This is a genomic window from Ancylobacter sp. GW821-FHT10E12 (assembly GCF_058809335.1).
The window spans coordinates 225,987-245,845 of sequence record NZ_JBXASN010000006.1; the positions used below are offsets into that span (position 1 = coordinate 225,987).

The 19,859-nt window shown below is 65.8% G+C and carries 16 protein-coding genes and 2 pseudogenes; 2 read left to right on the forward strand and 16 right to left on the reverse strand.

Annotation, left to right across the window (positions count from 1 at the left end):
- Positions 1-29: 29 nt before the first annotated feature.
- Together AC1RU4_RS10320 and AC1RU4_RS10325 are read right to left on the reverse strand one after the other, a co-directional pair.
- A complete protein-coding gene (locus tag AC1RU4_RS10320; RefSeq protein ID WP_492890978.1) occupies positions 30-1,079 on the reverse strand; it encodes an FAD-binding oxidoreductase in 1,050 nt (349 codons plus the stop codon).
- Positions 1,076-2,311 (reverse strand): aromatic ring-hydroxylating oxygenase subunit alpha, encoded by a 1,236-nt coding sequence (locus AC1RU4_RS10325; RefSeq protein ID WP_492890979.1) that lies wholly within the window; start codon positions 2,309-2,311, stop codon positions 1,076-1,078. The genes AC1RU4_RS10320 and AC1RU4_RS10325 overlap by 4 nt, the downstream gene beginning before the upstream one ends.
- 221 nt (positions 2,312-2,532) lie before the next feature.
- Between AC1RU4_RS10325 and AC1RU4_RS10330 the strand changes: the two genes are divergently transcribed.
- A complete protein-coding gene (locus tag AC1RU4_RS10330; RefSeq protein WP_492890980.1) occupies positions 2,533-3,543 on the forward strand; it encodes a GlxA family transcriptional regulator in 1,011 nt (336 codons plus the stop codon).
- A 478-nt stretch (positions 3,544-4,021) separates the two neighbouring features.
- Here the strand turns inward: AC1RU4_RS10330 and AC1RU4_RS10335 are convergent, their stop codons facing one another.
- The 8 genes and pseudogenes from AC1RU4_RS10335 to AC1RU4_RS10370 form a co-directional block, all read right to left on the reverse strand.
- Positions 4,022-5,656 carry a GMC family oxidoreductase gene (locus AC1RU4_RS10335; protein ID WP_492890981.1) on the reverse strand — a complete coding sequence of 545 codons (1,635 nt, stop codon included), beginning with the start codon at positions 5,654-5,656 and terminating at the stop codon, positions 4,022-4,024.
- A 99-nt stretch (positions 5,657-5,755) separates the two neighbouring features.
- Positions 5,756-7,247, reverse strand: a pseudogene (locus AC1RU4_RS10340) (aldehyde dehydrogenase family protein).
- 3 nt (positions 7,248-7,250) lie between these two features.
- Positions 7,251-7,502: a hypothetical protein gene (locus AC1RU4_RS10345; protein ID WP_492890982.1), complete on the reverse strand. Its 252-nt coding sequence runs from the start codon at positions 7,500-7,502 to the stop codon at positions 7,251-7,253.
- Positions 7,496-8,350, reverse strand: a complete 855-nt coding sequence (locus AC1RU4_RS10350; protein WP_492890983.1) for a mandelate racemase/muconate lactonizing enzyme family protein — start codon at positions 8,348-8,350, stop codon at positions 7,496-7,498. The genes AC1RU4_RS10345 and AC1RU4_RS10350 overlap by 7 nt, the downstream gene beginning before the upstream one ends.
- 27 nt (positions 8,351-8,377) lie before the next feature.
- Positions 8,378-10,018 (reverse strand): ABC transporter ATP-binding protein, encoded by a 1,641-nt coding sequence (locus AC1RU4_RS10355; protein WP_492890984.1) that lies wholly within the window; start codon positions 10,016-10,018, stop codon positions 8,378-8,380.
- Positions 9,993-10,355, reverse strand: a pseudogene (locus tag AC1RU4_RS10360) (ABC transporter permease subunit); the annotation flags it as partial. The pseudogene AC1RU4_RS10360 and the gene AC1RU4_RS10355, both read right to left, overlap by 26 nt.
- Positions 10,343-11,530, reverse strand: a complete 1,188-nt coding sequence (locus AC1RU4_RS10365) for an ABC transporter substrate-binding protein (RefSeq protein ID WP_492890985.1) — start codon at positions 11,528-11,530, stop codon at positions 10,343-10,345. The pseudogene AC1RU4_RS10360 and the gene AC1RU4_RS10365, both read right to left, overlap by 13 nt.
- Positions 11,412-11,738 (reverse strand): twin-arginine translocation signal domain-containing protein, encoded by a 327-nt coding sequence (locus AC1RU4_RS10370; protein ID WP_492890986.1) that lies wholly within the window; start codon positions 11,736-11,738, stop codon positions 11,412-11,414. Before AC1RU4_RS10370 ends, AC1RU4_RS10365 begins: the two co-directional genes overlap by 119 nt.
- Before the next feature lie 258 nt (positions 11,739-11,996).
- Between AC1RU4_RS10370 and AC1RU4_RS10375 the strand changes: the two genes are divergently transcribed.
- On the forward strand, positions 11,997-12,944 hold the full coding sequence (locus AC1RU4_RS10375; protein ID WP_492890987.1) for a LysR substrate-binding domain-containing protein: 948 nt from the start codon (positions 11,997-11,999) through the stop codon (positions 12,942-12,944).
- A 74-nt stretch (positions 12,945-13,018) separates the two neighbouring features.
- Here AC1RU4_RS10375 and AC1RU4_RS10380 read toward each other — a convergent pair whose 3' ends face one another.
- Genes AC1RU4_RS10380 through AC1RU4_RS10405 form a run of 6 tightly spaced genes read right to left on the reverse strand, consistent with a single transcriptional unit; the run spans position 13,019 to position 19,829 of the window.
- On the reverse strand, positions 13,019-14,101 hold the full coding sequence (locus AC1RU4_RS10380; RefSeq protein ID WP_492890988.1) for an ABC transporter ATP-binding protein: 1,083 nt from the start codon (positions 14,099-14,101) through the stop codon (positions 13,019-13,021).
- Positions 14,102-14,138: 37 nt separating this feature from the next.
- Complete coding sequence (locus tag AC1RU4_RS10385) at positions 14,139-15,269, reverse strand: exo-alpha-sialidase (RefSeq protein ID WP_492890989.1); 1,131 nt, start codon at positions 15,267-15,269, stop codon at positions 14,139-14,141.
- Positions 15,270-15,295: 26 nt separating this feature from the next.
- Complete coding sequence (locus tag AC1RU4_RS10390; RefSeq protein WP_492890990.1) at positions 15,296-16,519, reverse strand: sialidase family protein; 1,224 nt, start codon at positions 16,517-16,519, stop codon at positions 15,296-15,298.
- A gap of 42 nt (positions 16,520-16,561) precedes the next feature.
- The gene (locus AC1RU4_RS10395) at positions 16,562-18,028 is read right to left on the reverse strand and encodes an aldehyde dehydrogenase family protein (protein WP_492890991.1); all 1,467 of its coding nucleotides are present in this window, start codon (positions 18,026-18,028) and stop codon (positions 16,562-16,564) included.
- A complete protein-coding gene (locus tag AC1RU4_RS10400; protein WP_492890992.1) occupies positions 18,025-18,900 on the reverse strand; it encodes a carbohydrate ABC transporter permease in 876 nt (291 codons plus the stop codon). The genes AC1RU4_RS10395 and AC1RU4_RS10400 overlap by 4 nt, the downstream gene beginning before the upstream one ends.
- Positions 18,900-19,829, reverse strand: a complete 930-nt coding sequence (locus AC1RU4_RS10405) for a carbohydrate ABC transporter permease (RefSeq protein WP_492890993.1) — start codon at positions 19,827-19,829, stop codon at positions 18,900-18,902. The genes AC1RU4_RS10400 and AC1RU4_RS10405 overlap by 1 nt, the downstream gene beginning before the upstream one ends.
- Positions 19,830-19,859 lie beyond the last annotated feature (30 nt).

A 19,859-nucleotide genomic window follows, 5' to 3' on the forward strand; every position in this document is an offset into this window, starting at 1 on the left:
CTCGGCGAACGACCGGGCGGCCATCGCGCTCAGAGCGCAATGGCGAGGTCGGTGAGCGGACGCGCCGAGCAGGCCAGGATGTAGCGCTCGGCCTCCTCCTCCGGCGAGAGGCCGCCATTGTGATGCATGGCCACCAGGCCGTCGAGGAGGGTCACGCGGCAGGTGCCGCACATGCCGGAGGCGCAGCCGCAGGGAATGACGACCTGTTGGCGGGTCGCGGCCTCGAGCAGGGTCTCGTCCGGCCGCGAGCGGAACAGCTTGCCGCCGAGGGTCACCGAGAAGCCACCTTCCGGGGCCCCCGTCTCCAGCAGGGCGACAGCGGGCGCCACCGGCGGCGCCCCGCCAAAATGCTCGATCCGGAAATCCTCGCGCCGGCCGCCCTCGGCGGCGTGGGCGAGGCGCATGTCCTGCATGAAGCCCTCCGGCCCGCAGCAATAGACCTGCCGCCGCCCGAGATCCGGCACCGCGACGGAAAGCAGGCGCCGGCCCGCCCGGCCCGCATAGCCGAACCAGCCCGGCGCCGGACGGCTGACCGTGACGGCGACCCGCAGGCGCGGCATCGCGCCCTGCAAGGCGGTGAGCGCGCCCGCGAACAGCACGTCCTGCGGCGTCCGCGCCGCATGGAACCACACGACATCGGCATCGGGCGCCGTCATCGCCAATTGCCGCAGCATCGCCATCAGCGGGCTGGCGCCCGAGCCGGCGGACAGCAAGGCGACCGGCTCCTCCCGCCCCACCGCCAGCGTGAAGCGCCCGCGTGGACGGCCCGCCTCCACCACGTCGCCGGGCCTGAGATGGCCGTGAAGCCACCGCGTGGCGATGCCGTCGGGTTGCGCCTTGATGGTCATGGCGAGCGTGTCGCCCTCGCCCGGCGCCGAAGCAAGCGAGAAGGTCCGGAACAGCACCTCGCCGTCGATCCGGAGCCGCAAGGTCATCGCCTGCCCGGCCTCATGGGTGGGCAGGAGATCGAGCGGCCGGAAGGTGAAGGTCTTCACATCGGCGGTTTCCGGCTCGACGGCGACGACCTGCAGGCGAACGGAGGCGTCGCGGGCGGCCGCGGCGGGAAGGGCCTCGTTCATTCGGCGGCTACCTGCAGGGGGGCGGGCGGATTGGCGAAGCTCTCCATCTTCGCCGCATACCAGCCCAGGAAGTTGCAGATCATGAATTCCGAGGGCGCATATGGCCCCGGCTCATAGGCCATGGAGCGGATGCCGCGATGATTCACGGCGGCGAGCTCGGCATCCTCGGCATTGGTGGCGATCCAGACCTGCGTCAGCCGCTCGACATCGTAGTCGACGCCGTCGACCGCATCCTCATGTACCAGCCAGGTGGTGCGCAGCGCCGTCCGGTCGTGGGAGAGCGGCAGGATGCGGAAATGGATGATATGGTCCGACAGGAAATGGTTCCAGTTGTTAGGCACGCGGAACATGCGGACCGAGCCGAGATCGGGTTCGGTGAAGTCGCCCAGGAGCTTGTTGCACGCCGGTCCGCCATCCATCGTGAAGGACAGCATGCCCTCGTGGAACGGCAGGCGGATGCAGCGGAACTCCTGCCCGCCCTCGGCCGGCCCGTGCGGCAGGCCGAGTTCGTCCCAGCGGGAGGTCTTGCGGGCCAGGAGGTCCTGGAACTTCCGGCCCTGCTCGTCGTCCGGCAGGATGAACTCGACCAGGGTGACCAGCAGCTCCGGATGGTTGCCGGCGCAGTGGTAGCACTCGCGGTTGTTCTCGATGACGAGCTTCCAGTTCGCGTCCTCGATCAACGTCATCTCGAAGGCGACCTTGGTACGGTCGGGCATGTGCGGCTTGATGTAGGGCGCCACCGCCTCGCGGAAGCGCGAGATGTCGGGGGGGCTCTCGGCGAGGCAGATATAGACCATGCCGCAGATGACCTCGACATGCACCGGCTTCAGCCCGTAGCGGCTGCGGTCGAAATCGGGCGGCATCTGGCGTGCGTTCAGGAGCTTGCCGTCGAGTTCATATACCCACTGGTGATAAGGGCAGACCAGCCGGGTGGCGCGGCCCTTCTCCTTGCCGCAGATACGCGATCCGCGGTGGCGGCAGGTGTTGTGGAAGGCGCGGACCTCGCCGTCCCTGTCGCGCAGGATGACGACCGGGTTGGAGCCAACCTCCAGCGTCAGGTAGTCGCCGGGCCGCTTGATCTCGCACCCATTGCAGGCGAACAGCCAGTCGGTCTCGAACACGGCCTTGATGTCCGCCTCGTGCATGGCGGGGTCGACATAGAAGCCCTGCGGCAGGCTGAACCCGTCGAGCCGCTCGGCCAGCAACTGTCGGATACGAGCGAGATCGATCATGAGAAGCCGTCCTTGACGAAAGCTGAAACCACATTGTGCGGGATCATCGCGCCGGCCGAGGTAAAATTTTGCGTCATGGAACGGTCAATTTCCGACATCGATCGTGCTCGGATCATGCGTGGGTCATGTAGATCACGCTTGGCTGGAGCTCTTTCCGATCGGAGACCACGTCCCAGCCAGCGTGATGGAGTCTGGGGATTTGCGAAACGGGAGCAGTGGCGGTGACGACACGCAAGGTGGTCTTTCTGCTCGTCCAGGGTGTCGCGATGATGAGCTTCGTCTCGGCGGTAGAGGCGCTGCGCGCCCTGAACCGGCTGATCGGGCAGGAAGCCTGGCGCTGGGACCTGGCGAGCCTCGACGGCGACCCGCTTCTCACCTCGAGCGGGATCGCGGTGCCGACTGTCAACATCGCAACCGTGCTGCCGGGTGCCGACTTCCTCTTCGTTTGCGGCGGGCTGCGCATCCAGGATGCTGTCGATCCGCGCTACCCGTCCGTGCTGCGTCGGGTGGTGTCGGCCGGCACCACGATCGGCTCGCTCTCCACGGGAACCTATCTGCTCGCCCGCGCCGGCCTGCTCGATGGCTATCGCTGCACCACGCACTGGGAGAACCGTCCGGCGTTCCAGGAGGAGTTTCCCGAGATCGACTGCACCGAGAAGATCTACGAGATCGATCGCGGACGGCTAACCTGCTCGGGCGGCATCGCCGCGATGGACCTGATGCTGCACCTCATCGCAGAGCGCCATGGCAGCGAACTGGCGCGCCGGGTCGCCAGCCAGTTCCACCACGACCGCATCCGGGACGACACGCACAGCCAAACCGGCGACCGGCCGGGCCGTCATGCCGGCCTGCCACGGCCCCTGCAGCAGGCCATCGGCATCATGCAGGAGCGCGCTGAGAACACGCTTACGGTGGCCGCCGTTGCGCAGAGGGTCGGCATGAGCCCTCGGCAGATGGAACGCCTGTTCCGGCAACAGTTCCAAACCACGCCCGCTCGCTATTACCTCTCCCTGAGGATCAACCGCGCCCGGGAACTGCTGCTCTATTCGGACAAGACTGTCTTAGAGATCGCCATCGCCTGCGGCTTTAACTCCAAGTCGCGCTTCTCTTATTGGTTTCGCATCTTTCAGAACATGAGGCCATCGGAAGTCCGCACGAGCGGAACGGCCTCTGCTCGGGCCACGGCTCGATCCGAACTGCACACGGCGCAACGGGAAAGGCCGGAGCGTTGACCGCGCCTTGGAACTCCAAAATATACCCGAGGGCGCGGTGTGCCGGTGAAAGATTTTCCCGACAGTTCGTTATAACAATCAACAAGTGGAGCCAAGTCCACAATACCACTGAACGATTTCGTCCACCGTCTGGGCTTTGGCGACCTGCCGCCAACGGTGATCCATCAGGCACAGTACTGTCTATCGGGCTTGCTCGGCGTGGCGGCAAGCGGGCGCGGCACACCTCTCTCCGGATTCTAATATCGGAGGTTATACCCATCGTGCAGTCCAAAGAGGCCAGGCTTGCTCAAGGAGCATGCGATCAATGCCGTTTCATCCATCTATATTCGGCAGCCGCGGGAGCGGGCTTACTGATGCCTCTCTGCCTCTACAGTTTTACGTTCGAATGCCATTGAGCAATACATCGATACGATCCTGCACTCTGACACCATCTACGATGACAACATGTTTGGTTCTGATTGAAGAGAGTCGTGCCGGTTTAGGGAGATTCCGCTGTCGGGACCTTCTCAGCTGCTGCTAGGATCATGTCGGCGCCTTTCTGCCCGACCATGATTGTCGGGGCGTTGGTGTTGCCCGACGTAATGTTCGGGAAAACGGAGGCATCGACGACACGGAGATTGTCTACTCCGTAGACCGACAGTCTGGCGTCGACGACGTTGCTGCCTTCTTGCGGTCCCATGCGGCAGGTGCCGACAGGGTGAAAGACGGAGCCGGAGCGTGCGCGGAAATCCTCCACGATCTGCTCGTCCGTCATCGGCTGCAGCAGCGGCGGAATCCCCTCGCTGATCAGAGCGCGCATGGCCGCGGTGTCCGCCATTCGCTGCATGAACCGGCCGCCAGCGATGACGACTTCGATATCCCGGTTGCTCGACAATGAGTTCGGCTCTATCGCGGGTGACATGCCCGGATCGCGCGATCGTATGTCGATGCGGCCCCGGCTGCTCGGTCGGCATGGCTGGAAGGAAAGGATGAAGCCTGGATAAGGATCGGGGTTCATCAATGGCCGCTTTCCTTCCGGAGCGGTGGTGTAGGTGAGCGGGTTGAAATACAGCTGAAGGTCCGGACGCGGCGCGGCAGGGCTTGACCGCACGAACCCACCACACTGATTGACACTCATGCTGAGCGGTCCGCGGCGCGTGAGGATGTACCACAGGCCGGCCCAGATCTTTCCTGTCCAAGGGTTCAGCACGTTATTGAGCGTCGGCTCGCGCGCCTTGTAGAAATAGCTGACGGCGAGGTGGTCCTGGAGATTGCCGCCGACGGCCGCATTGTCGTGGATCACGTCGATACCGTGCCTCTGCAGAAGTGCACCGGGGCCGATGCCGGAGAGCTGCAGTATCTTAGGAGAATTGATCGCACCAGCGCTGAGCACGATCTCCCTGCGTGCCCGAACCTGCCGAACCTCCCCGCCGACCTCGTACTCGACGCCCGTCGCCTTGCGGCCGGAGAACAGGATCAGGCGCACCAGCGCGTGCGTGACGAGCCGGCAGTTGGAACGCGCGCGGGCAGGACGCAGGAACGCATCCGCCGCGGAGCAGCGCAAGCCATGGTGGGTGGTGATCCAGTAGAAGCCGACGCCCTCCGGCTGCGGGCCGTTGAAATCCCGTGTTACCGGCAATCCCATCTCGCGAGAGGCCGCGATATAGTGACGGCTCAGAGGATGAACCTCATGGGCTACATTGGCAACGTGGAGCGGACCGGAACCACGGCAGCCGTCCTCGTCATGGAGGGTTTCGGACCGCTCGAATGCGGCGCGTACGTCTTCCCAGCCCCAGCCCGGATTGCCGGCCTCGCGCCAGTCGTCGAAATCGCCCGGCAGGCCCCGGCAATAGACGAGCGCATTGATGGAACTCGATCCGCCGATCACGCGCCCGCGCGGCCAGTAGCCTCGGCGTCCGCCCAGCCCGGCGTCGGGTTGGGTTTCGAACTTCCAGTTGACCTTCTCGTCATAGAAGGTGCGGCCGTAGCCGATCGGCACCTTGATCCAGAAGCGGCGATCCGAGCCACCGGCCTCGAGAACGAGGACGGTGTATTTTCCCGACGCCGAGAGGCGATCTGCCAGGACGCAACCCGCCGAGCCGGCGCCCACGACGATGTAATCGAATTCCCGCATTTTGAACCGTCCGATCCCTCGTTGGGACTTCCGTCTCACGATCGGCTGCAGAGGTTCGGCCGCACCCACGCGGACCACGCCATGCGAGCGGTCGCTGCTCTAGAGCCGCGCGGTGATGCTTTTGGTACGCAGATAGGCCGAGAGGCCTTCGAGACCTTTTTCGCGGCCGAAGCCGGAGGCGCGCGTACCGCCGAACGGCACGCAAACGCCTCCCGCCCAATAGTCATTGATGGTGATCTGCCCGGCCTCGATGTCCCGGGCGAGCCGGAGCGCGCGGGCGATGTCGCGCGTGTAGATGCCGGCGACAAGGCCGTAGCGGGTGTCGTTGGCCACGGCGAGCGCCTGCTCGGCGTCCTCCACCACCTGCACGGCGAGCACGGGGCCGAAAATCTCTTCCTGGACGCACGGGTCGTCCGCGGGCAAGGCGTCGATGATGGTCGGCACGTAGAACCAGCCGTTTCGCTCATCGGCATCGAGGAGCGTCTTGCCGCCGGTCAGGATCTCCCGTCCGCGCGCACGGGCACCCTCAACATGAGCGGCAATACGCGCGAGGTGAATTTCGGAGTTGATGGCGCCGACATCATTGGCTCGCAACCCGTGGCCGACGCGCAGCGCCTGCGCGCGCGACGAGGCGTTCGAGGAACGTGTCATGGATCGCCCGCTCGATGACGAGGCGGGAGCCGGCCGAGCAGACCTGCCCGGCATTGGCGAAGATCGCCCACAGCGCACCGTCGACAGCCGAATCGAGATCGCAATCGGCGAGCGCGATCAGCGGCGACTTGCCGCCGAGTTCGAGCGTGACGCTCGCGATGTTGGTTGCCGCGGCCTGCATCACGCCCACGCCGGTGGCGACGGAGCCGGTGAAGGTGACGTGATGGATGCCGGGGTGGCGGGAAAGCGGCGCGCCTGCCTGCGGACCCGTTCCAGTGACGACGTTGCACACCCCCGGTGGCAGCCCGGCTTCGACTAGAAGCTCCGCCATCATCAGTGCGGTCATCGGCGTTGTTTCCGCCGGCTTCACGACCGCCGCGCAGCCGGCGGCGAGCGCGGGCGCGACACTGCGGGAGAAGGTCGAGATCGGGTAATTCCACGGCACGATATGCGCCGTCACCCCGACCGGCTCCTGCAGGCTGAAAGACATGGTGTCCCTGCCAAGCGGAAAGGAGTCTCCCTGCAGCTTGTCGACCGCGCCACCGTAATAGTCGAAATAGCGAGCCGCGGTTTCGACGTCGTTCGCCGCCTCGCTCAGGGTCTTGCCGGAATCGACGCACTCGACGAAGGCGAAACGCGCGGTCCGCTCGCGAATGCGCTCTGCAACGCGGACCAGCAACTGTCCGCGTTCGCGCGGCGCCATGTCCCGCCAGCGGCCGCGCAGCGCCCGCGAGGCGGCATCCACGGCGAAGTCGACATCTTCGGCACTGCCGGCCGCGAAGAGGGCGAACGGCTTCGCGCGCCCGGGATCGAAGCTCTCCATCGCGCTTCCGGCCGCAGGCTCCGCCCACCGCCCATCGATGAAGTGCCTATCCGGCAAGCCGGCGATCGTGCCGGAGGCGAAATATTGCCGCGCCTCGGCGAAGTCATGTGCGTTCATCGCTCAGGCCACCGCAACTGGTTCGTCGAGCGAACTGACCTGACGGTCGGAGGATTCGAGCCATTCCGGCGCGATTTCCACGCCCCAGCCCGGTTCATCCGACACCGTCACGTGGCCGTCGACGACCTTGTAGGGAGAATTCCGGAATAGCTTCTCCTGCCAGGGGTAGTAGTCGGGCCCCTCAATGGAGAATTCGAGATACGGACCGGCATTTCCGATCGCGCGTAGCAGATGCATGGTGAACAGCGTCACCATGGAAATGGCAGGCCGGCCGCCTCGGCCAGCCGGGCGACCTCGAGGCAGCGCACCATGCCGCCCATGTAGCAGACGTCGGGCTGCACCACGTCGACGGCGCGCATTGCGATCATCTGCCGCCATATCGTCATGTAGCAGTCCTGCTCGCCGCCGGTGACGTCGAGATCGAGGGCGACCGCGACCTCCCTGGTCCATTCGAGCTCCCAATAGGGGCACGGCTCCTCGAAGTGGCGGATACCGTTGTCCTGCAGCATGTGCCCGACCGCGATGGCGGTCTTCGGGGAGTAGCAACTGTTCCCGTCCACAAGGAGATCGACGCCGTCGCTGAGCCGGCGACGGACCAGCGATACGATCGCCTCGGTGCGGCCGGGCCACTCGTCGCGATCACGGCCGCATTCGCTACCGATGCGGAATTTGAAGGCGGTGAAACCGAAGCGGTCGCGCAACGCCTCGAGGCGGTCCGCCTCTGCCTCCGGCGTGATATCGCGGCGCATGCTCGAGGCATAGGCGCGAACAGGCCCCGGCGTGCCGCCGAGAAGTTCGCAGACGCTCTTGCCGGCGCGCTTGGCGTTCAGGTCCCAGAGCGCGGTATCGAGGCCGGTCAACGCCCGGTAGAGATAGGAGCCGGGGAATTTGTGCTCCCGCTCCGGGATCAATTCGACCAGGGCGGCGATATCCGACGCATCGCGACCGAGCGCGTGGGGCGCGACCTGGCGATGGAATATCATCGCGGTTATGTCGGTGTGATAGTTCGAGAGCTGCCCCCATCCTTCGGCACCGTCATCCGCCACAACGCGTACGAAGCCGACGAACGGGTTCGTGTAGGTCTCGAGGCGCTGGATTTTCATGAGCAACTCTGAGGTTGGCGGTGCATATCAAGGATGGGATGCGATTGCCCGCTGCTCGATCACGCCGTCGAGCCAGTCGGCCTTCATCTTCGGAACGGCGGCGAGCAGCCGCTTCGTGTAGTCCCGCTTGGGCGCGCTGAGGACTTCGGCCTTGGAGCCGCGCTCGACGATCCGGCCGCGATGCATGACGACGACCCGGTCGGCGATCGCCTCAACGGTGGCGAGGTCATGGGTGATGAAGAGCAGCGAGAGACCGAGCTCACGCTGCAGGCGCATGAGAAGCTTGAGAACGCTCTCGGCCACGAGCTGATCGAGAGCGGATGTGACCTCATCGCAGATGATCAGCTCCGGCTCGGCGGCGAGCGCTCGCGCGATGCATACCCGCTGTTTCTGACCACCCGAGAGTTGACCCGGATAGCGGCCGAGCAGGTTCTCGTCGAGTTCGATCAGGCGCATCAACTCGCCCATGCGTGCCCGGCGGAGGGCGCCCGGCAGGCCATGATAGAAGGCGAGCGGCCGCTCGATGATTTCCGCAACCGTCTGGTGCGGATTGAGGGCGGTGTCGGCGTTCTGGTAGATCATCTGGAGGCGCCGCCGCACCGGCTTCTCGCGACCGGTGAGCTTCGGTGGCAGCGTGGCGCCGGCGAAGGTTATACGCCCGACGGCAGGCTCGACGAGCCCGGTGACGACCCGCGCGAGAGTGCTTTTGCCGGAGCCGGATTCGCCCACGATTGCAACCGTCTCGCCGCGCGGCACCTCAAGGGAAATGTCCTCCAGCACCTTGAGGGCGCCGTAATAGGCCGACACGCTCTCGACGGCCAGCACAGGCTCGCTGCCGGAGGTCGGTTCCTTGCCGAACGCACGGGCGGCGAGAAGTCGGCGGGTGTAGTCCTGCTTCGGAGAGGCGAGAAGTTCCCCCGTTGCGCCTTCCTCCACAACCCGGCCATGGCGTAGCACCATGATGCGGTCGGCGAGCTGGGCGACCACCGCGAGATCGTGCGAGATGTACAGCGCGGCGCTGCCGGCTTGCTTCACCGCCTCGCGTATGGCGATCAGCACTTCGAGCTGGGTGGTGACGTCCAGCGCCGTGGTCGGTTCATCGAACACGACGACGTCGGGCCGGCAGGCAAGCGCCATCGCAAGCATGGCCCGCTGCAGTTGGCCGCCGGAGACCTGATGGGGGAACCGCTGGCCGAAATGTTCGGGGTCGGGAAGCCCCAGGCGACGGTAGAAGGCGACCGCTTCCAATCGTGCCTGCCGGGGGGCGCGCCCATGGATCATGGCGGCCTCGGCATACTGATCGATCAACCGCCGGGCCGGATTGAAGGCCGCCGCCGCGCTCTGGGCCACATACGAAACCCGCGAGCCGCGCATCCGTCGCCGTTCGCTTTCCTTGAGTGCCATGATGTCCGTTCCGGCGAGGCGGATGTCGCCTTTCACGATACGGCACCCTGCCCTGGCATAGCCGAGCGCGGCGAGGCCGATGGTGGATTTGCCGGCCCCGGATTCCCCGATGAGGCCGAGGATTTCGCCGCGGCGAAGTTGCAGGTCGAGATCGTGGACGATGGCATCTCCCGGAGCTCCGCCAACCGCCTCGATGCGGAGCCCCTTCATGAGGAGCAAGGGGGTGGAGCCTGCGGCTTCAAGAGCCATCGCGGCCTCCTCCATGGAAATGGAGAAACTGGTCCACCACGAAATTGACTGCGACAGTCAGGAGCGCGATCGCGGCGGCCGGAAGCAGCGGCGTCAGGTCGCCATAGGTGATCAGGGTGGCGTTGTCGCGCACCATGGATCCCCAATCGGCGGTCGGCGGCTGCAAGCCGAGCCCAAGGAAGCTCAATGAGCTGATGAACAGGAACACGAAGCAGAATCGCAGGCCAAACTCCGCGATCAGCATCGGCCTGACGCTCGGCAGAATCTCCCGCGTGACGATCCAGCCGAGTCCTTCGCCACGAAGCTTGGCGGCCTCGACGAATTCCATCGCCGCGACATTCATGCCGACCGCGCCAGGATCTGATTGAAGCGCTCGTCCTTCCAATGCGTGTCGTTCCAGGCGGCGTCCGCGGCGTAGCCAATGGTCAGCGCCCAGTCGACGGTCGGCTTGCCGCCCCAATAAGACGTGCAGAACGGCTTCTTGAGCCACACATTGTCCCAGTAACCGTCCGCCGGCTCGCGCACCACGTTGATGTCGATCCCGGCCTTCGCCGCCTGCTCGCGGAACAGCACCGCCGCATCGACAGCGCCGGCGAAGGCGGCATCGGAGGTGCTGAGGTTCACCCTCAGCGCGGCCATGCCTGCCTTTTTCAGATAGAACTTGGCCTGCTCGGGATCATAGGCGCGCTGCTTGAGATCGGCATCGAAGAACTTGTAGCCGGGGGTGATCGGTTGGTCGTTTCCGAGCGCGCCATAGCCACGCAGAAGTGTCTTGAGCAGCACTTCGCGGTCGATCGCGAGTTTGAGCGCCATGCGTACGTTGTTGTCGTTGAACGGTGCGGCCCGCGTGTCCATCGGCAGCGAATAATGCTGGCCGCCATTGACGCTGTAGATTTCGAGCGCCTTGTTGCGCTCCAGCAAATGAGCAGTCTTGAGGTCGATGCGGTTCATCGCCTGGATGGCGCCGGTCGAGAGTGCGTTCGTGCGCGCCACCACATCGGGGATCGCGAGAAACTCGACGGAATCGAACCACGCCCGGTTCGCCTTCCAGTAGCTCGGATTCCGGGTCACCACGGTCTTCACACCGGGATCGAAGCTCTTCAGCGTATAGCCGCCGCATCCGACGCCTTTGGTGGGATCAACCTTGCCGTCCGCCGCGGGCATGATGGCAAGGTGATAGTCGGAAACGAGGTAGGGGAAGTCCGCATTGCCGCTCGCGAGCGTGAAGACGACAGTGCCGTCTCCGTCGGCACGCAGCTCGCGGATCGGATCGAGAATGGACTTTGCGGCCGAGGAGGACGAGGGACCGCGGTGGTGGTTGATCGAGGCGACCACGTCCTCCGCGTTCAGGCTTTTGCCGTTATGGAAGACGATGCCGGGACGGAGCTTGAACGTCCAGGTCCTGGCATCAGGGCTCGCCCCCCCCCCAGCTTTCGGCGACCTCTCCGACCAGTTCGCCGCCATTGGTGACCTCAGTGAGGCAATTGTGCAGCGCACCGCCGACCGACTGCATGTAGTTGTCGGCATAGGTGCCGGGATCCAGCGAGTCGGAGGTCGAGCCGGAGCCGATGCCGAGCTTGAAATCGCCTCCCTTCGCTGGGCTCGAAGCAGCCAAAGCGCTGCGAGGCTCAAGCAGCCCGCCCGCGGCACCCGCCGCTCCGAGGGCGGCCGTGGTTTTCAGAAGATCGCGCCTGGAAGGATTCCAGGGCAGGAAGGTGTCTTTGCCGCCAGTCATGTTCCCCTCACTTCACCTTTAAAGGAGCGCACGGCCTGTCCTTCCAGCCACGAAGGCGGACCAGAGGACGCTCCGGGAAATGCGGACGGTAGAGCGACCGCCCGCCGATCACGGCTGATGCGGTGCAATCCTGCCTGCCGCGAAAGGTGTAACGGAGCTGATGCTCTCTCATTCCCGGCGATGATGCGACGCCCTTGTCCATGCGCGAAGAAAAAGTTTATTGGGAAAAGGCCCTGTTTTATTTGAAGGTCGGCACCCGTGGCGTATCGACTTCCACTTCTCGCGTGGCTCCGTTCGTTCGAAGCTGCGGCGCGGCATTCGAGCTTTTCCTCCGCCGCCGCCGAACTGAACCTGACCGCCGCTGCCGTCAGCCATCAGACCCGCTGCCTGGAGCACCATCTCGGCCATCTGCTCTTCGAACGGATGCCGCGCGGGGTGCGCCTGACGGAGATCGGCAAGGCTTACCTGCCTTCGGTTCGCCGGGCGTTCGACGAACTGTCGATTTCCACGGCCGGCATCTTCGGGACAGGCAGCGGGGCGACAGTTTCGATCCGCACCAGCGTCTCCTTCGCGGCACTACGGCTTGCGCCGCTGCTCCCGGCCTTTCGTGCCGCTTATCCCGACATTCATGTGCGCCTGAGCACGGCAGTCTGGGCGGACGCGGAGAACATGAATGGCCTCGACATCGAAATCCGTTTCGGAGACGGTCGGTGGCCGGAGGTCGACGAGGTCTCCTCGCTCGGCGCGGAAACCTCGATCCTGCTCTGCAGTAAAATGTTTCAGCAGGGCACCGACGGCACGCTGCGAGAGCTTGCGCGCCGCGGCGTGATCCAGATTCTCGGATGCGAAGATCTCTGGGCCGATCTCGTCAAGCTCGGCGGCGAGACCGACGCCGGCCGGGAGGTCGCAAAGGTCGACAATTCGATGCTTGGCCTCGAGCTTGCGGCACAGGGGCTGGGCTGCGTTCTGGTGCTTCGCAGCCTCGCGGAACCGTATCTCGCCAGTGGCAGGCTTGTGGAGCCGTTGCCAAGTCTCCTTCTTGAGCACGATCAAGCGCATTTCGTCTTGATGCCGCAACGCAAGGAGCGGCCCCGCATGGAAGCGCGCCTGCTACGCAACTGGCTGCAGGAGCACCTGCGCAGCACCGATATGCGAAAGGCAGGAGTCGACCCCAAGCTCTCCTGGGAGGCTGGCCGACTGTCTTAGCGACTGATCGACCACCAAGGTGGCGCAGGTACGCCGCACCTATACGTTCGGTCGTGCCACCTCGTCCGCCCGCCCTACAGGCGGATTTTCGCTGCCGAGAACAAATGGCAGGCACTCTCGGGAAAGCGGATGTCGATCGTCTCACCGACGACGGGAACAGGTGCTCCAGCGTGACGGATCACCAGGCGGCCGGCGGAATGGTCGTTCGCGTGCAGCAGCGAGCTACCGCCGACATATTCGCGGAAGCTGATACGCACCGGCAGGCGAAAGCCGTCGCCCGACAGGTCGATATGCTCGGGACGGATGCCGATCTCCACCGCATCACCGATGCCGAGCCCATGCCCGTCCGCCACATTCATCCGCAGCAGCTCGTCTACGCCGGTCAGGCGGATGCCCACGGCGCAGGACTCCACCTCCGCCACCGTCGCCGCCAGCATGTTCATCCGCGGCGAGCCGATGAAACCGGCCACGAAACGGTTCAGCGGCCGCTCATAGAGTTCCGACGGCGTGCCGACCTGTTCGACGCGGCCGTCGCGCAGAACGGCGATGCGGTCGGCCATGGTCATCGCCTCGACCTGATCGTGGGTGACGTAGATCATGGTGGTGCCGAGCCGGCGGTGCAGTTCGGCAAGCTCGTAGCGCATGTCGACGCGCAGCTCGGCGTCGAGGTTCGACAAGGGCTCGTCGAACAGGAACAGCGAGGGCTCGCGCACGATGGCGCGGCCGATGGCGACGCGCTGGCGCTGGCCGCCGGAAAGCTCCTTCGGCCGCCGGGCGAGCAGCGGGGTGATCTGCAATATCTCGGCGGCTCGGGTCACCCGTGCGGCTCGGTCAGCGGTCGAGACGCCGGACATGCGCAGCGCGAAGCCCATATTGTCGGCGACGCTCATGTGCGGATAGAGAGCGTAGGACTGGAACACCATCGCCAGGCCGCGGTCGGCGGGCGGCACGCCGCGCATGTCGCGGCCGTCGAAACGGATGGTGCCCTCGGTCGGCGGCTCCAGTCCGCAGATCAGGCGCAGCAGCGTCGACTTCCCGCAGCCGGACGGGCCGACGAAGACCATGAACTCGCCATCGGCGATGGTGAGGTCGACGCCGCGCAGCGCCTCATAGGCTCCGAAGCGCTTGGCGACCCCCGTCAGCTCGACCTGCGACATATGCGTGCTCCGGTAAGAATGGCGATTCGGCCGATGCTCATGGCAGGCGGACCGAAACAGCATGGATGCCGGTGATGCCGGCCAGGTCCTGGGCATAATAGATGACATGCAGATCGCCGTTCCGGCGCAGCGCCATGGTCGGGTAGCCGAGGTCCTTGGTCGGCAGGTCGTCGACCAGCGCGATGGCCTCCGCGTCCCAGCTTTCGCCGCCATCGCGCGAGAGGTGCGCGACGATGCCGAAGGGCGGCCGGCGTTGCCCGGCGATGCAGGCGATGTGGCCGCCCGGCAAGACCACGAGATGCGCCGGGTACGCCGCGATACCGGTGGGGCGTGGCGGCGTCCAGCTTCGTCCGCTATCGTCGGACCAGACGCCGTGCAGTATGCGGCTACCATTATCGCGCAGCAGCATCAGCACCCGACCGCTCGCCAGCAGCACCGGCGCCGGCTCCTCGAATTCCTGGCCCGGCGCTTGCGCGACCAGCAGCGGCGCCGACCAGCTCATGCCGCCGTCGCGCGAGCGCACGACGAAGACGCGCTGGTAATCCGGCACGTCGGAGAACGGCAGCAGGATGTCGCCGTCCGGCAGTTCGACCGCGCCACGCATGCCGTAGCCGCCGCTGAACGGGGCGGTGTCGATATGCGCGGTTACGGAGAAGCTGGCGCCGCCGTCGTCCGAGATATGGACCACGGTATCGCCGCCGCCGCGCGCCCACGGAAACGCCCGTTCCGGCGCCTCCAGCGCGCAGCCGGGCACGAAGACGTCCAGCTCCGGCGAGGCGGCGAGACCGGCCATCAGTCTGTCCGGCCGATCGACATCCATCCGGCCGCGAGCGTCGGCGACTGCGAGCGGCAGCCATTCGAAGCGCCACTGGTTGAGTAATATCCGGCCGGATCGCAGCGCTGTCAGACCGGCGCACTCGACGCCGGCCCAGCCATAGTCCGGCACGACCGAAGGTGCGCTCCAGGAGCGCCCCTCATCGGTCGAGCGCATCAGCACGTTGCGGTAGTCCGGGTCCTGCGGCGGGTGCAGGATAACTTCCCGCCGCGGCACGCGGTTGAACACCAGCAGCCACGTGCCATCCGGCGCCACCGCGAGGTGCGGATGGGCGCAATAGGCGAAGGGGTCGCGGTGGAGCACGCTGCGCTCCACCACTTCCGTCCTTGTCATCAGACCCATCTCCAACACGCGCGCGTTCAGACGCGGAAGCGCGTGCAGAGCACGAACTGCAGCGGCTTCGCGTCGTCGCTCCACTCGTGATAGGCGCACACAATCGTGCCGTCCGGCGCCTGGGCGACGCTCGGATAGCCGATGTGCTGGTAGATGCCGGGATGGTGCCAGTCGATGCCACCGCCGGCCAGCTTGCCGGATTCCGGCGTCATGCGGCTGGAGCCGGGGGTGTCGCTCTCGGTACGGCCGGGCACGCCGCCCTCGCGGATGACGAACTCGTTCTTCACGTCCCAGGTGACGCCGTCCTCGGAGATGATGCCGCGCACGCCGTAGGGCGGCCGGCGATAGCCGTAGACCATCAGATAGCGGCCGTCCTGAAGCTCGATCAACTCGGCCGGGTAGCCCCAGATATTGGTCCATTTCGGTGGCGTCCAGGAGAAGCCGTCATCCTCCGAGATGGTCATCACCATGTTCTTGGCGTCGCTTGACGGCTGCGTGTGAGTGCGCATGAAGCAGACCAGCCGTCCGTCGCGCAGGCGCAGCAGCGCGGGTTCCTCATAGTCGATGATGCTGGCCGGGTCGTAGGCGAGGGTGGAGAAATATTCCCAGTTCTCGCCGCCATCGTCCGAGCGCATCAGCGCCGAGCGGGTGGTCTCGCCTTCGCCTTCCTCCTCATAGCCGCGGATGCGGCCATAGAGGCCCATCAGCAGCGAGCCGTTGGGCAATTGCCACGAGCCGAGACGGCAGCCGCCGTGCTTCAGCGGGCGGACATTGACCGGGATCGGCCTGGTCCAGGTAAAGCCGCCATCGGTGGATTTGATGACGAAGGTGCCGAGCCAGCCCTGCAGCTTGTAGGTCCAGGTCCAGTCGCCCCATTCCTGCGTGCGCGGGTGCGAGGACCAGGAGGGCTGCTCGGGGCGCACGCCGCGCTTGAAGAAGCCGGTGATGGTGAGGTTGATCAGGAGCGAGCCGTCGTCGAGCTCGCAGATGCCGCAGTCCCAATTGCCCTCGGTCGAGCTCCAGGGCAGCACCACCTGCGGCTCGCTCCAGCTCTTGCCGCCGTCGGTCGAGCGCGTCATCAGCGTCTGGCCGCTGTCGTGGTGGAACGGGAAGCGTTCCTCGTTGAAGACGGCGAGGATGTCGCCATTCTTCAGCGTGCGCATGGCGATCTGGTTCACGCAGTGCGCTGGATGGCGGAAGATGTCGTAGGTCTCGACGTCCTTGATCATGCCCATGACGGTGTCTTTCATTCGTCCCAGTTCAGGTGAAGGGAGGCCGGTCCGAGCAGACGCTCAGAGCCTGATGCCGACGTTCTTGATTTCGAGGTAGTTCATGATGCCGGGCAGGCCGCGCTCGCGGCCGACCCCGCTGTCCTTGATGCCGCCGGTCGGCGCCTGCTGGCTGCCGATGAACCAGCCATTGATCCACACCGAGCCGGCCTCGATGTCCCGCGCCAAAGTCAGCGCGGTGCCGATGTCGGCGGTGTAGACGCCGGCGACGAGGCCATAGCCGAGGCCGTTGGCGAGCGCGGTCGCTTCCGCCACCGTGTCGAAGGCGAGCGCCACCGCCACCGGGCCGAAGATTTCCTCGCGCGACACGACATGGGAGGGGTCGACGCGGTCGATGATGGTGGGCTCAATGAAGTAGCCGCGCCCAAGATGCTTCGGGCGACCGCCGCCGTGGCGCAGGCGTGCGCCGTTGCGGCCGCCTTCCGCGATGTAGCCGGTGACGCGGCCATATTGTTCGGCGGAGACCACGGGGCCGAGATCGCAATCGTCGAGGCCGGCGCCGACGGTGAGGCGGGATGCCGCCTCGGCCAGCCGGTCGAGGAATTCATCATGGATCGAGCGGTGCAGGATCAGCCGCGACGAGGACGAGCACACCTGCCCGGAATTGCCGAAGGCGCCGTCGAGTATATCGACCACCGCGCGATCGAGGTCGGCATCCGGGAGAATGATCACCGGGTTCTTGCCGCCGAGCTCCAGCACGGCGGGCTTCAGCCCGCGCGCGGCGCCGGCATAGACCAGACGACCGGTCTCGACCGAGCCGGTAAACGTGATGCCGCGCACGTCGGGGTGGGCGACCAGCGCGGCGCCGGCTTCCTCGCCGTAGCCGGTGACGACATTGACGACGCCCGGCGGAATGCCGGCCTCATTGCAGCAGCGGGCGAACAGCATGGCGCTGAGCGGCGACTGCTCGGCGGGCTTGATCACGGTGGTGCAGCCGGCAGCGAGCGCGGGGCCGACCGAGCGCGCCAGCATGCCGAGCGGGTAGTTCCACGGCACGATGTGCGCGGTGACGCCGGCGGGCTCCAGCAGGGTGAAATCGATCACCGAGCGGCCGAGCGGGATGGTCGCGCCTTCCAGCTTGTCGGCGGCGCCGGCATTGTAACGCAGCGTCGCCACCACGCCCTCGACGTCGCCGCGCGATTCCTTCAGCGGCTTGCCGACATCAAGCGTCTCGACGCGCGCGATCTCCTCCTTGTGGGCGAAGATGATGTCTGCGAGGCGGAAGATCATGCGGCCGCGCTCGGCCGGCGTGATGTCGCGCCACGGACCGCGTGTAGCGCGCTTGGCGGCGGCGACGGCGCGGTCGACGTCAGTTGCATCGCCGCGCGCGGCTTCAGCCAGCAGGTTCTCGGTGCTCGGGTCGATGGTCTCGAAGGTCGCGCCGGAGGCGGCGGCCTCGAAAGCGCCGTCGATGAACAGGGTGCGCGGCGTCTCGAGGCCGAGCGTAGCGGCGTCATGCGTTGCGGTCACTGCTTTATGCTTCCTTGGGAGATGCCCTGGATGAAATAACGCTGCAGCGCGAAGAACAGCAGCAGGCTCGGCAGGCTGAGGATGGTGACGGCCGCCATCGCGATGCTGAAGCCCTCCAGCTGGGTGCGGGTGCCGACCACCGGGGTGAAGGCGGCGATGCCAACCGGCAAGGTCTTCATCTGCTCGTCGAAGGTGACGAGCAGCGGCCAGAGGAAATTGTTCCAGTTCAGCGTGAACAGGATCACCGCCGCGGCGATGGCGGGCGCGCGGGCGAGCGGCAGCGCGATGAGGAAGAACAGCCTGAACGGGCCGGCGCCGTCGACCCGCGCGGCGTCCTCGATCTCGCTCGGAAAGCTGAGGAAGAACTGGCGGAAGATGTAGACGCTGAACACATTGCCGATGGTCGGCAGGATCAGCGCCTGATAGCTCGACGCCCAGCCGAGCTTGATGAAGCCAAGCAGCATCGGGATGATCGACACCTCGGTCGGGATCATCAGCGAGGCGAGGAACAGCGCGAACAGCCCGTCGCGGCCGGGAAACCGCATCCGCGCCAGCGCGTAGCCGGCCATCGCGCCGAACAGCACGGAGAGCGTGGTCGAGGTCACGGCCTGCACCAGGCTGTTGAAGGCCCAGCGCACGATCGGATACTCGAAGACCTTGATGTAATTGTCGAAGGTGACGCGGCGCGGCAGCCATTCGATATCGACCGTCATGACGTCGGACGGGTATTTCAGCGAGGTCGAGACCATCCAGACGAACGGTGCGAACCAGGCGAAGGCGACCGCCATGCCGGCAAGCCACAACGGGATGTCGAGCAGCGTCATGTGCCGCTCCTCGAGGAAGCGGCGGAAGCGTCCGACTGGCGCGCTCATCAGGCGCGCTCCGCCAGCAGGAGGCGCTGCACCAGCGTCACCGCGAGGATGACGACGAACAGCAGCATGGCGATGGCCGAGGCATAGCCGAACAGGTTGCGGACGATGGCCATCATGTAGACGTAGTAGATCGGCGAGGCCGAGGCGCCGCCCGGCCCGCCATTGGTCATGACATAGACCTGGCTGAAGATGCGGAAGGTCGAGATCAGTTGCAGCGTCACCACCATCGACAGCACCGGGCGCAGGTGCGGCAGGATGATGAAGCGCAGGCGCGACCAAGGGCCGGCGCCATCGACGAGGGCGGCTTCCTTGAGGTCGGTCGGGATGTCCTGAAGGGCGGCGAGGAATAGCACGAAGGCAAGGCCTAGATCCCACCACACCGAGGCGATGCTGACGCCGACCAGCGCCCAGTCAGTCGATGTGAGCCAGGGTATCGGGCCGATGCCGACCATGCCGAGATAGTGGTTCACCAGGCCGAACTGGGTGTCGAGCAGCCACACCCAGACGAGGCCGATGACCGATGCGGAGACGACGTTCGGCGCGAAGAACAGCGTGCGCGCCAGACCCGACAGCGGATAGCCGCGGCTGACGAACAGCGCGAAGGCGAGCCCCAGCACGGTGACGCCGGGCACGATCAGCACGCCGTAGAGCAGCGCGTTCTGGAACGCCATCATCACCCAGGCGTCGCTGAAGGCCCGGGTGAAGTTCTCAAGGCCGATCCAGCGCGGGCTGCCGACGATGCTCCAGCGGGTGAAGGCGACATAGATGCCGAAGAACACCGGCAGGATGTTGAAGACGAAGAACGGCACGGTGAAGAAGGCGACGAAGAGATAGCCGACGCGATCGACACGCCGTTCCGCGCCGGCCGCAATGGCGCGACGGGCGCCCTGCGGCTGGTCGCGGTGGTCGAGTGTGGTCGCGGAATTCATGCTCGTCATCATGCCGGAGAGGTCGCGAGG

Excerpts from the sequence above, each read along its gene's own strand:
- AC1RU4_RS10345 (WP_492890982.1), bottom strand. The coding sequence starts at position 7,502 with ATGGTGACGCTGTTCACCATGCATCTGCTACGCGCGATCGGAAATGCC.
- AC1RU4_RS10325 (WP_492890979.1), bottom strand. The coding sequence starts at position 2,311 with ATGATCGATCTCGCTCGTATCCGACAGTTGCTGGCCGAGCGGCTCGAC.
- AC1RU4_RS10365 (WP_492890985.1), bottom strand. The coding sequence starts at position 11,530 with ATGCCGACAACTACATGCAGTCGGTCGGCGGTGCGCTGCACAATTGCC.
- AC1RU4_RS10335 (WP_492890981.1), bottom strand. The coding sequence starts at position 5,656 with ATGCGGGAATTCGATTACATCGTCGTGGGCGCCGGCTCGGCGGGTTGC.
- AC1RU4_RS10385 (WP_492890989.1), bottom strand. The coding sequence starts at position 15,269 with ATGACAAGGACGGAAGTGGTGGAGCGCAGCGTGCTCCACCGCGACCCC.
- AC1RU4_RS10400 (WP_492890992.1), bottom strand. The coding sequence starts at position 18,900 with ATGAGCGCGCCAGTCGGACGCTTCCGCCGCTTCCTCGAGGAGCGGCAC.
- AC1RU4_RS10380 (WP_492890988.1), bottom strand. The coding sequence starts at position 14,101 with ATGTCGCAGGTCGAGCTGACGGGGGTCGCCAAGCGCTTCGGAGCCTAT.
- AC1RU4_RS10370 (WP_492890986.1), bottom strand. The coding sequence starts at position 11,738 with ATGACTGGCGGCAAAGACACCTTCCTGCCCTGGAATCCTTCCAGGCGC.
- AC1RU4_RS10390 (WP_492890990.1), bottom strand. The coding sequence starts at position 16,519 with ATGAAAGACACCGTCATGGGCATGATCAAGGACGTCGAGACCTACGAC.
- AC1RU4_RS10355 (WP_492890984.1), bottom strand. The coding sequence starts at position 10,018 with ATGGAGGAGGCCGCGATGGCTCTTGAAGCCGCAGGCTCCACCCCCTTG.
- AC1RU4_RS10320 (WP_492890978.1), bottom strand. The coding sequence starts at position 1,079 with ATGAACGAGGCCCTTCCCGCCGCGGCCGCCCGCGACGCCTCCGTTCGC.
- AC1RU4_RS10405 (WP_492890993.1), bottom strand. The coding sequence starts at position 19,829 with ATGAATTCCGCGACCACACTCGACCACCGCGACCAGCCGCAGGGCGCC.
- AC1RU4_RS10350 (WP_492890983.1), bottom strand. The coding sequence starts at position 8,350 with ATGAAAATCCAGCGCCTCGAGACCTACACGAACCCGTTCGTCGGCTTC.